Here is a 10764-nt window from a genome sequence, read left to right on the forward strand (position 1 = left end):
TCATCCCTCCGGGACGGTGACCCGGTGCAGCCGAGGTAGCACGCGGGTCAGCACCCAGTGGGGTGCGGCCGCGTCCCCGGTGAGGCGGCGCATCAGCCTCGCGGCGGTGTCGACGGCGCGGAAGGCGTAGGGCACCATCTCGTCCTGGTAGCGGGCGATCGCCTCCTCCACCGGCGCGCCGTTGGCCCGGGCCTCGACGAGCTTGTGGCCGAGCAGGGCGGCGTCACGCAGCGCGGTGTTGCCGCCGTGCGCGCCGAACGGCGGCATGACGTGCACGGCGTCGCCCATCATCGTCGCCCGGGGCATCGCCCACCGGCGCGGGCGCTGGCCGGTGGCGAAGAGGTTGAGCACAGTGGCGTCCAGCTCGGCCGTGCCGACCAGCCGCCGGATGACCGGGTGGAAGTCCATGCTCATCCCGGAGGCCAGTCGCCACAACGCCAGCAGGTCGCCCCGGAGGCCCATGGGCACCTCCTCCTGCCGGAGCAGCAGTCCCCACATGACGTAGTCGTCGCCGGTGGGCGCATAGCTGCCCGGGGCCAGGCGCGCGAACGCCTCGGGCGGGCTCTCGCCGAAGCGCATGGGGGTGAAGAAGAAGGCGCGGCCCGGCCGGTCGGCGATGGCCAGGACCCCGCTGGTGCGCAGCGTGTCCGGGATGATGCTCTCGCCGTTGCGCCACAGAGGCGACCGGCCGTAGATGCCCGCCATCGGGGTGTTCGCCGGGTTCGCGTCCGGCATGATCTGCGCGCGCAGCGCCGAGCCAACGCCGTCGGCGCCCACGACGACGCTTGCCGCCGCGGCCCCGCCGTCGGAGAACAGCAGCCGCGGCCGCGCCGGGTCGTCATCGTCCACCGCGACGGCATTCTTGCCGTAGTGGATGCGCCCCTCCAGCCCGGACTGCAGGATCGACCGCAGGGTCAGCCGGTCGACCTGGCGGGTCGCGTGCGGCTCGTCCTTGAAGGTGATGGCGAACGCGTCCCGGAGCCGGCTGTCGGTGAAGCGTAGGTGGCCGCCGGGCTCGTCGCCGGTGGTCAGCGCCAGGCTGTACAGCGAGCGGGGCAGGCTCTCGCGCAGCGCCTCCAGGCCGTACCGGTCGAGAATGATCCGGTAGCCCTGCCGCCGGACGAAGGGACCCGGGTCCCGCTCGTAGACGTGCACGTCGATGCCGGCGCGCATCAGGTACTGGGCGAGGCAGAGGCCGGAGAGTCCGGCGCCGGCGATCGCCACGGAGAAGTCCGTCGATATGCTCACACGATTATCTTAATCACTAAGATGATTTGGGCAAGACCGTCGCCGTGACGAAGGCCGGAACGGTCAGGTTGGTCGATTAGTGTCGATGCATGACGCCAGTTCTCGCTGCCAGTGCCTTCGACTCGCTGCGCCTCGACGCCGTGCCCGACCAGGAGTCGCTGCGCCGGGCTTACGAACTTCCCAGCGAAGCGGCCGTGCGAAAGCAGATGACCGAGCTCACCGAGCAGACCCGGCGGTTGATCGGCTGCTCGTCGCTTGTCCTGGTCGCCACCATGGACGCCGAGGGCAACTGCGACGTCTCCCCGCGCGGTGGCCCTGCCGGCTTCGTCGCCGTCCTGGACGCACGGACGGTGGCAATACCGGACGCCACCGGCAACAAGCGTCTGGACAGCCTGCAGAACGTCGTCGCCACCGGACGGGCCGGGCTGCTGTTCATCATCCCCGGGCGCACCACGACGCTCAGGGTGAACGGCCGGGCCTGCGTCTCCACTCGCCCCGAGCTGCTGTCGCAGCTGACCGCCGTGGGCAAGCCACCGGCCAGTGCACTGGTGCTGGGGATCGACGAGGTCTACCCGCACTGCCCCAAGGCACTGTTGCGCAGCGGGGCCTGGAAGCCCGAGCAGTGGCTACCGACGGACGCCCAGCCGACCTCGGCCGAGGTGACGCTGGCCCAGCTACGAATGCCCGAACTGACGATCGCCGACATCGAGAAGGCCGAGGCGGACTCGCTGAAGTACCGGTACGAGTAACAAGCCGCCGGAACTCCCGCTGATCTCGCGCTTCTTCAACGCATGAGTGATAGACATCGCTGAGTTTCGATGAATTTGGGTCTGCGCCTGGTGCGTCTCCGTGGGACTGCTCTAACCTCGAGACATGGTCTCGCGTCGATCCGTGTTGCGGGCGGTCCCGCTAGCGGCCGCTGCCCTTACCGCCGCACCAGGTGATTTCCGTTGGCCCGGCACGCCGTCCACCGCGACGGATGCGGTCCGCGTACCACCCGACCCGGCCACGATGCCGGCCGCCGCTACCGCCGTTCGCGGCTTCACGGCCGACCTCTACCGCACGGTGGCATCGACCCGGGCAGGCGGCAATGTGGTGTGCGCGCCGTACTCGGTCGGGCTCGCGCTCGCGATGACCAGGGCGGGCGCCGGCTCTGCCACGGCGGACGAGATGGACACGGTGCTCCACGCGCCGCATCCGCGCCCCGGCGCACTCGACAGCGGGCTCAATACCGTCGAGCAGACGCTCGCCGGCCGCTACCAGGACGGTGACGGAGTCAAGCAGCCTCGGCTGACCACTGCCAATGCGCTGTGGACACGACTCGATCTGTGTCTGCGACCCGGGTTCCGGGACACCCTGGCCGGCTATTACGGCGCCACGCCGCGACCGGTCGACTTTCGCGGTGCGCCGGAGGTGGCCCGCCAGGAGATCAACACCTGGGTGTCCGATCGGACCAACGCGAAGATTCCGGAGCTCTTGCAGTCCGACGCCGTGAGCCCCAACACCAGCCTGATACTGACCAACGCGATCTACCTCAAGGCGGCCTGGAAGTACCCGTTCACCGTGGCGGCCACGGCGGTGGGACCGTTCACAAGGGACGACGGAACGGTTGTCGACGTCCCGATCATGCGTGGTCCCTTCGACCGAATGGGTTACCTCGAGGGGGACGGGTGGCGCGCAGTCGACGTGCCGTACGCAGGCGACGGGCTTGCCATGGCTATCGTCATGCCGACCCGGGACGATCTCGCCGCGGTCGAGGCGAACCTCGACGCGACGTGGCTGGGCGCGTTGCTGACCGGGTTCCGGATCACGGACGTCGAACTGCGCCTGCCCCGGTGGACGTTCCGCCTGCCGGCCGAGCTGGGCGCCGCGCTGAGCAGCCTCGGCATGCCCACGGCATTCACGTCACAGGCCGATTTCACCCGTATGAGCACCGAGCCGGCCCTGTGCATCGACGACGTGGTGCACGAGACGTTCATCGGGGTGGACGAGAAGGGCACCGAGGCGGCAGCCGCGTCGGCGGTCATCGTCCGCCCGCCGTCGATCCCGCAAGGGCCGCAGTTCTTCGTCAACCGGCCATTCCTGTACGTCATCCATGACCGGCTCACCGGCGTACCGCTGTTCCTCGGCCGGGTCCACGACCCACTGGTCAACGGCCCAGCCTGACCCGACGGCACCAGGCGACACCGTCGGTCGACTCGTACCACGGGTCGGGTAGGACCGTGCCTGCTCCACGACAGCCGATGCCCCCAGATTCGGGGGTACGTCAGGATGCAGGTCCGCGGAAGAAGAACCCGACTCGGCCGGCCACCTGGTACCGATTGCGGCGCGTTGGTGGTCTCCGTCGCCGCGAGCGAGGAGGATCCCGGTCTGGGCGCCCGGCGGGTGAAGAACGCGCTCTGAAACCTGTTCCCCGCGGCCTCGGCGGACGCTCTGTGCCACGAATGCGGTTGCAGCCGCCCGGTAGGATTTCGGTCATGAGTTGCTTCGCCGCTTGGCGTACGCGCCACTGAGGGTCGGCTCGCCGCCGTTCCGGCCGCTGGCTGGCCATCTGATGCCCGTTCTGTTGGCTTTCAGACCCTCAGCTTGAGAGGCACACTCACATGCGTATCCGCTCGTTTCTTCAGCATGACCTGGCCCAGCTCACCGAACTGACCATCGATACGTTCGGACCGTTCTACGAAGACTCCTTCCGCCCGCTGGTGGGCGAGGTCGTCTTCGCCAACCAGCACGGTGAGTGGCGCGACGACTACGTCAAGCAGGTTGCCGAGCTCCACGACCCCGCCGAGCACCGGTACGTCGCGGTCGCCGAGATCAACGGTGCCATCGCTGGCTACGTGGCCTGGGCGGTAGAGCCTGAGCGCCGAAATGCCAGCGTCACTATCCTCGCCGTGTCCACCGAGCATCGCCGGCTCGGCACGGGCACCGTGCTGTGCGAGCACGCGTTCGCCGCGATGCGGGACCTCGGCGCCGAGGTCGTCACGATCGGCACGGGCGGGGACGGATTCCACGCGCCCGCCCGAGCCCTGTACGAAGCACTGGGCTGCACGCCGCTGCCGGTGGCCGTCTACTACCGGCAACTCTGATCTGATCAGGGGCGGGTCACTGTCACGTGCCCCGCCCCGGGTCACTGGCCGCACCGTGCCGTTGATGGTCGTTATCCGGCTTCGCTCCGTGGTCGGTTGGACTGCTATATGGTCTGCTTTCGTGGCAGATTCGCGGGCCAATTCGGGGTCCAGGTCAGCGTCGATGTTCGGCGTCGACCTCCATCTGGACCTGACCGGCCCCGGCCTGCGCGCCGGGCTCACGGATGCCCTGCGGGAGGCCATCCGGACCGGACGTCTGGTGCCCGGCACGCGGCTACCGTCGTCCCGCTCGCTCGCAGCTGATCTTGGTGTCGCCCGCAACACCGTTGCCGACACCTACGCCGAGCTGGTCGCCGAGGGCTGGATCACCGCCCGACAGGGCTCCGGAACGCGGGTGGCCAAAAGGGCCGAACCGCGCGGCGCGACGCCCGCCGCAGCTCGCCCGAGGCCCGCTCAGCGCCGTCCCACGTACGGCTTGCTGCCGGGTACGCCGACCCTCGCGGAGTTCCCCCGTACACAGTGGCTCGCAGCAGCTCGTCGGGCTCTGACGGCGGCCCCGAACGATGCCTTCGGTTACGGCGACGCTCTCGGCCGGGTGGAACTGCGTACCGCCCTCGCGGATTATCTGGCGCGGGCTCGCGGGGTGTACGCCGAGCCGGACCGGATCGTGATCTGCGCCGGTTTCCACCACGGTCTGACGCTGATGGCGCAGGTCCTGCGTGCGCGGCGGGTCACGGCGCTGGCTGTCGAGTCGTACGGCCTCGACGTGTATCGCGATCTGCTGACCAGCGCCGGCCTGCGCATCCCACCCCTCTACGTTGACGAGCACGGCGCGCGTACCGATGACCTGGCGGGGTTGAACGCGGCAGGGGCGGCGCTGTTGACACCGGCGCATCAGTACCCAACGGGGGTCGCGTTGACCCCGCAGCGGCGCATGGCGGCGGTGGACTGGGCCCGCGCCACCAACGGGCTGATTCTGGAGGACGACTACGACGGGGAGTTCAGATACGACCGCCAGCCGGTGGGCGCGCTGCAGGGCCTCGACCCGGAGCGGGTGGTGTACTTCGGCACGGCGAGCAAGTCGCTGGCTCCCGGGTTGCGGCTCGGTTGGATGGTGCTGCCCAAGGATCTGGTCCCGGAGGTCGTGGCGGCCAAAGGGGACATCGACTACATGTCGAGTGCGCTGGAGCAGCTGACGCTCGCCGAGTTCATCGCCTCGGGCGCGTACGACCGTCAGGTGCGCTCGATGCGTGTGCGCTACCGGCGCCGCCGGGACGAGCTGGTCGCCGCGTTGGCCCAGCGGGCGCCCAGCGTCCGCGTGAGCGGGTTGGCCGCCGGGCTGCAAGCGGTCATCGAGCTTCCGTCCGGCACCGAGGGTCCGGTCGTCCAGGCGGCCGCCCGCCAGGGCCTGGCCGTGGCCCGAATGGCCGACTTCCGCCATGAGCTGGCCGACTCGAAATGGCAGTTGGCCGAGCGGGACGCCCTGGTGGTCAACTACGCGGCTCCCTCGGACAGCGCATGGGCGGGAGCGCTGGACGCCTTGTGCGGGGTCATGCCCTAGCCGTGCCTCGTCAGGTCGGCGTTCGCTGCGGATGGCGTACGCCTGGCGCTCGTGGATGCTCCGGATCAGGCCCAATTGGCCCACGGATCTGTCGCCGAATTGGACCAGCGGGCAGTGCCACTCGACGCGTAACTTTGCGGCCGTGACCACGAACGAAGCACCAGCAAACGGACAAGAGCCCCAGAGCTCACAGCACGCCTGAGCTGGGCGAATGTTCCACCGACAGGTGATCCGGCGGCGGCAGCGCGCAGAGCTCGACCTACCGACCTACGAACGATTGGAAGAATGATGCGGGTATTTCTTGCCGGTGCGTCCGGCGTAATCGGACAGCGGCTGATCCCCCGACTGGTTGAGAGGGGGCACGTGGTCGGTGGCATGACGCGATCGTCCGACAAGACGGAACTGCTGGCGCACCTTGGCGCCGAGCCGATCCTGTGTGACGTCTTCGACCGGGACGCCCTGGTCCAGGCGGTTCGAGACTTCGGACCGGACATCATTCTGAACGAACTGACCGATCTACCGGACGAGGTGGAGAGGATCGGCGATCATGCGGAGCTGAACGCTCGGATCCGGACCGAGGGCAACCAGAATCTCATCGAGGCGGCGCGGCAGAGCGGATCGCCGAAGATCCTGGCCCAAACCGTCGCCTGGCAGCTTCCGGACGGGCCCGACGCCCGGGCTGTCGCCGAGTTGGAGCGCGCCGTCCTCGCCGAGGGTGGCGTGGTACTGAGCTACGGACAGTTCTACGGGCCCGGCACCTACAACGAGCAGCGGATCCCGGCCGAGCCACGGGTCCAGATCGATCGGGCTGCCGAGCGCACTGTGGAACTGCTGGATGCCTTGTCGGGCGTCGTCGTCATTACCGACTAGCGATCGCGATCTGGCCGCCGCGCCGCGCCGAACTCGGCAGTGGACCAGATCCGGGCCCGACGGCAGCGGCCCGGGCGGCCACATCCCCTCCCCACCTTCACCAATCCTTCGGCCCATCGCTGCGGCCGCCCCTCTGGAGCTGTCATGTCCACGATTTCGGGAACCATCGACGCGCCCTCGACCCGGCGGCGGCGCACCCTCCCCGCCGGCCTGGCGTTGACAGGCACAGCGCTCGCGTTCACCAGCCTGTATCTCGCGGCGGGTGTGCTGACGCCCCTGCTGGTGCTCTACCGCCAGCAGTGGAACTTCGCACCGTCGCTGCTCACGCTGGCGTTCGCTGTCTACGCGATCGGCTTCCTCGCCGCCGTCCTCACCCTGGGGTCGCTGTCCGACCATGTCGGCCGGCGCCCGGTGCTGATCGGCGCACTGGTGATCCAGCTCGCGTCGAATGTGCTGTTCCTCGTCGCCCCCGACGTGAGTTGGGTGATCGCCGGTCGCATCGTCCAAGGCGTCGCCAGCGGCGCGGCGACGGCCGCCTTCACCGCGGCGCTCGTCGAACTCGCCCCGCCGAACAAGAAGAGGCTGGGTACGGTCCTCGGCAGTGTCGGCCTGACCGGTGGGCTAGGCGCCGGCTCCCTGCTGGCCGGTCTCGCCATCCAGCTCACGCCCAGGGCGAACTCGATCGTCTTCGCCGTCCTGGTCGTCCTCACAATTCTCGGCGCCGTCGTGATCGCCCTGTCTCCGGAGACCATGCCCCGTACCGCGGGCGCTCTCCGCTCGATGGTTCCGCGCGTCGCCGTCCCGCCCGCCGCCCGAGCGGAGTTCGCCGCCGCGGCACCCGTGGTCGCCGCCGTCTGGATGCTCGCAGGTCTCTCCGGCGGGCTGGCGCCGAGCATGGTTCGCAGCGTCTTTCATCTGGACAGCGGCCTGCTCAACGGCGTGGCCGGGTTCATCGCGCCGGCGGTGTCGGCCATCGTCGGACTGGCCTTCGCGCGCGTCGACCCGCGGCGCGCGATGATCATCGGGATCTACGCGTCCCTCGCCGGGGCCATCGGCATCATCGGTGGAGTGTTCGTCGGAAGCCTGGCCGTCATGATCATCGGGCAGGCTGTCGCCGGTGTCGGCTTCGGCGCGTCCTTCACCGCAGCGCTACGCCTCATCTTCCCGCTCGCGGCAGCGCACCAGCGCGCGGGAGTCGTCGGCGGAATCTACGTCGTCTCCTACGTCGCCTTCGGGCTACCCATCGTCATCGAGGGGCAGCTCGTCGGCCCTCTCGGCGAGGTGCCGGCAGTCGTCTGCTACACCGCGTTGACCGTCCTCCTCACGCTCATCAGCCTCGCCGCCCAGGCCCGCATCACTAGGCGCACCCGTGGCTGAGGGACGCTTGGCACAGCGCCCATCGGGCTCGATCAGCCAAGCCCGCGACCGCCAGGCCGAGGCCGTCCAGGCGGGTTGGGTGGTCAGGTCGGGGCAGGAGAAGAAGGAGCGTCACTTCGGCTCTCCCCCGCCGCGCGACCCGCCAGCCCGCTCAGATCGGTCAACGGCGCACCCGATAGCGCAGGTGAAGCACCCGGTTGCCCTGAATCACCACGTCGGGATCCTCCAACAGGTGCTGCGCGTGGACCGACCCGAAGTAGCGCTTGCCGGACCCGAACACCACGGGTACGACGTCCATGCGCACCTCGTCGACCAGGCCCGCGGCAAGCACCTGGCCGCCGACGTCGCCAGCGGCGACCTCGACGATGCGATCACCCGCGAGCTCCTGCGCTTTGGCCACTGCTGCTGTGACGCCGTCGACGAAGTGAAACGGCGCCTCGGGGTCCCAGCCCTCGGGCTTCGGCCGGTGCGTCACGACGACCACGTTGTCGATCCCGCTCGGAGGCTTTCCGTCCCAGCCGTCCGTCAGGTCGAAGACGTGGCGGCCGGCGATCGTCACCCCGATCTGGTCCCAGTACGGCCTGATGTAGTCGTGGGACGTCTGCGACACCGTCAACGTGCCGCTCTCGTCCAATGGAACGTCGCCGCTGGTCAACCAGTCGAACAGCGGTCCGGGCTGGTCGTTCTCGTCCGCGATGAAGCCGTCCACCGACACCGAGCTGTACATGACTACGTCGCCCACGTGCGCGCTCCTCTGCTTGGGAATGCCCTCAGGCTAGAGTTTCGTGGGCTGTCGCTCTTGTAAGGAATCAATCGGTCGGTAGCGGCCAGCCGCCCAGCACGTGGCCGGGATGCTCGCGCAGGAACCGCCGCCTGACGTCGACGTACCGGGTCGGTGTGAGCCCGGTGAAGGCCCGGAACTCGTGGCCGAAGTGGGCCTGGTCGAAGTAGCCGGCGCCACCGGCGAGGTCGGCCCAGTCGATCGGTTCGGCGAGGTTGATCGAGAGCACTGTGGCGGCGAAGCGGTAGCTGCGGGCCAACCGCTTCGGCGTGACGCCGATGAGCTCCTTGAACCGCTGTGCAAGGTGAGTGCTGCTGACACCGGCGGAAACCCTCAGGTCGTCGATCGCCACCGCACCGCTGGTCGCGGCGATGATGCGGCTCGTATGGCGGACCAGCCCCAGGCCGGCCGCGTCGCCCAGCCGTCGCATCAGCTCCTCCTCGAGCAGCGTCAGCATCTCGTGAGGTCCCTCGGCTGTGGCCAGCCGGTCCCGCAGCTCAGCAGTGGCGCGCCTCCCCCACACCTGCTCTACCGTCGCCGGCCGGTCACACAGCTCCGTCGCGGGCATCGGCAGGAACGGTGCCGGCCCCCACGGCTTGAAGTGCACGCCGACGGACCGGGTCCGGGTCGGGTAGCCGAACTCGAACGCGCGAGTGGGCGTGGTGACCACGCAGCCGTCGGCGTAGTCGGCCGTCTCGATGTCGGTGCCGGCACGGATACGAAACGGTGCGCCGAGGTTGACGATGAGGAACGCCGCCGGACTTGCCGGCAGCGTCAGCCGGGCGTACGGCGGCGCACCCTCCAGGTAGTAGAGGTCGTCGATCAGCCCGTCCAGCGGCGGTCGCGGCACTCTGGACACGTACTCCACGCCGACAGTATCGCCGACGTGGCCCCGGGAAACCTGGGTCACCACCAGTCGAAGTAGCGGCCCGCGTGGAAGATCCCCACGCCGATGGCGGCGACGATGCCGACCACGAGCACGACCGGGGCGACCACCACGCTGCCGGCCGCGATGCCGATGGCACCCGCGGCGATGGCCAGACCCGCCCCGATGCCGACGCCACCGGCCACCACCCCCGGCGTGTCGCCGACCTCGGCGGCCCGGTTCATGCTGACGTACGAGACGGCGGCCAGACCGATGCCACCGATCACCAGTCCGGCGGTCATCGCGCTGACGGTCGCGACAGTGGCACCGGGCACGGCGATGGCGTACAGCTCCAGGCCACCGCCGACCGCGCCGAGCGCGTCACCGACGCCCATCTCCCAGTCTCCGTGCTGGTAGTCGCCCCACAGGGCGAACGCCGACAGGCCGAAGCCGGCGATACCGAGCCCCTTGCCGAGCATGCCGGTCCGGCCGGGCAGTCCGCGCACGTGCTCCGGCGCGGTGGCACTGGCCGGGATGTCCCGCCCGCGTCCCGGGTTGGTGGCCGTGCGGATCGCGTTTCCGGCGCTGGCCGGCGCGTCGGTCTCGGTGATGATGACGGCCTGGGATCGCTTGCCGGCCATGGTGCCGGTCGGGTTGGCCTGGATCGCGGCGTCCGCGTCCCGGGTCGCCTCCCGGGCGATGTCACCGGCCTTGCCGTACCGGTCGGTCGTCTTGATCTGCTTGACCGTGGTGCTGGTCTCCAGGTCGTACTTCGCCGTGTTGTCGCGCCACGGCATGCCGTACAACCATTCGAGGATGTTGCCGCGGAACGTCCCCCGGCCGCCTTTGAACTTGAAGTTCCAGATGAACTTCTCGGCGGCGGGCGCGGTGTGCGCGGCGGCCCCGCCGACGGCGCCGGGTGCGGCCGGAGCCTTGCCGCCGGTGTCGGCCGGCGGCGCGGCGGGCGGCGGTTCGG

General features: G+C 69.6%; 9 protein-coding genes and 2 pseudogenes. 6 read left to right on the plus strand and 5 right to left on the minus strand.

Annotated elements, in window-relative coordinates; translation table 11 throughout:
* Positions 1–1248, minus strand: a complete 1248-nt coding sequence (locus AB0C20_RS21565) for an NAD(P)/FAD-dependent oxidoreductase (protein ID WP_357177670.1) — start codon at positions 1246–1248, stop codon at positions 1–3.
* 89 nt (positions 1249–1337) lie between these two features.
* On the opposite strand from AB0C20_RS21565, the gene AB0C20_RS21570 reads away from it, so the two are divergent.
* Positions 1338–1997 carry an MSMEG_1061 family FMN-dependent PPOX-type flavoprotein gene (locus AB0C20_RS21570; RefSeq protein WP_357177673.1) on the plus strand — a complete coding sequence of 220 codons (660 nt, stop codon included), beginning with the start codon at positions 1338–1340 and terminating at the stop codon, positions 1995–1997.
* A gap of 124 nt (positions 1998–2121) precedes the next feature.
* Positions 2122–3414, plus strand: coding sequence for a serpin family protein (locus AB0C20_RS21575; protein WP_357177676.1), 1293 nt, complete (start codon positions 2122–2124; stop codon positions 3412–3414).
* Between the two features lie 115 nt (positions 3415–3529).
* On the opposite strand, the pseudogene AB0C20_RS21580 reads toward AB0C20_RS21575, so the two are convergent.
* A pseudogene (locus tag AB0C20_RS21580) lies at positions 3530–3642 on the minus strand (VOC family protein); the annotation flags it as partial.
* 209 nt (positions 3643–3851) lie between these two features.
* On the opposite strand from AB0C20_RS21580, the gene AB0C20_RS21585 reads away from it, so the two are divergent.
* The 4 genes from AB0C20_RS21585 to AB0C20_RS21600 all read left to right on the plus strand — a co-directional run bounded on the left by AB0C20_RS21585 (position 3852) and on the right by AB0C20_RS21600 (position 8142).
* Entirely contained in the window at positions 3852–4334 is a 483-nt protein-coding gene (locus AB0C20_RS21585; protein WP_357177680.1) for a GNAT family N-acetyltransferase, read from the plus strand.
* 163 nt (positions 4335–4497) lie between these two features.
* Positions 4498–5895: a PLP-dependent aminotransferase family protein gene (locus AB0C20_RS21590; RefSeq protein ID WP_357177683.1), complete on the plus strand. Its 1398-nt coding sequence runs from the start codon at positions 4498–4500 to the stop codon at positions 5893–5895.
* A gap of 288 nt (positions 5896–6183) precedes the next feature.
* Entirely contained in the window at positions 6184–6765 is a 582-nt protein-coding gene (locus tag AB0C20_RS21595; protein WP_357177686.1) for an NAD-dependent epimerase/dehydratase family protein, read from the plus strand.
* A 144-nt stretch (positions 6766–6909) separates the two neighbouring features.
* Positions 6910–8142, plus strand: coding sequence for an MFS transporter (locus AB0C20_RS21600; RefSeq protein WP_357177689.1), 1233 nt, complete (start codon positions 6910–6912; stop codon positions 8140–8142).
* 160 nt (positions 8143–8302) lie between these two features.
* On the opposite strand, the gene AB0C20_RS21605 is transcribed toward AB0C20_RS21600, so the two are convergent.
* From AB0C20_RS21605 to AB0C20_RS21615, 3 genes and pseudogenes are all read right to left on the minus strand, one after another.
* Positions 8303–8884: a dihydrofolate reductase family protein gene (locus tag AB0C20_RS21605; protein ID WP_357177692.1), complete on the minus strand. Its 582-nt coding sequence runs from the start codon at positions 8882–8884 to the stop codon at positions 8303–8305.
* Positions 8885–8951: 67 nt separating this feature from the next.
* Positions 8952–9791, minus strand: a complete 840-nt coding sequence (locus AB0C20_RS21610) for a helix-turn-helix domain-containing protein (protein ID WP_357177695.1) — start codon at positions 9789–9791, stop codon at positions 8952–8954.
* A 38-nt stretch (positions 9792–9829) separates the two neighbouring features.
* Positions 9830–10764: pseudogene (locus AB0C20_RS21615) on the minus strand (hypothetical protein); the annotation flags it as partial.

The organism is Micromonospora sp. NPDC048843 (assembly GCF_040649965.1).
GTDB classification, from domain to species: Bacteria; Actinomycetota; Actinomycetes; order Mycobacteriales; family Micromonosporaceae; genus Micromonospora; species Micromonospora hortensis.

Bases quoted from the DNA above. Each gene is read 5' to 3' on its own strand.
- AB0C20_RS21570 (WP_357177673.1), top strand. From the start codon at position 1,338: ATGACGCCAGTTCTCGCTGCCAGTGCCTTCGACTCGCTGCGCCTCGAC.
- AB0C20_RS21575 (WP_357177676.1), top strand. From the start codon at position 2,122: ATGGTCTCGCGTCGATCCGTGTTGCGGGCGGTCCCGCTAGCGGCCGCT.
- AB0C20_RS21585 (WP_357177680.1), top strand. From the start codon at position 3,852: ATGCGTATCCGCTCGTTTCTTCAGCATGACCTGGCCCAGCTCACCGAA.
- AB0C20_RS21590 (WP_357177683.1), top strand. From the start codon at position 4,498: ATGTTCGGCGTCGACCTCCATCTGGACCTGACCGGCCCCGGCCTGCGC.
- AB0C20_RS21595 (WP_357177686.1), top strand. From the start codon at position 6,184: ATGCGGGTATTTCTTGCCGGTGCGTCCGGCGTAATCGGACAGCGGCTG.
- AB0C20_RS21600 (WP_357177689.1), top strand. From the start codon at position 6,910: ATGTCCACGATTTCGGGAACCATCGACGCGCCCTCGACCCGGCGGCGG.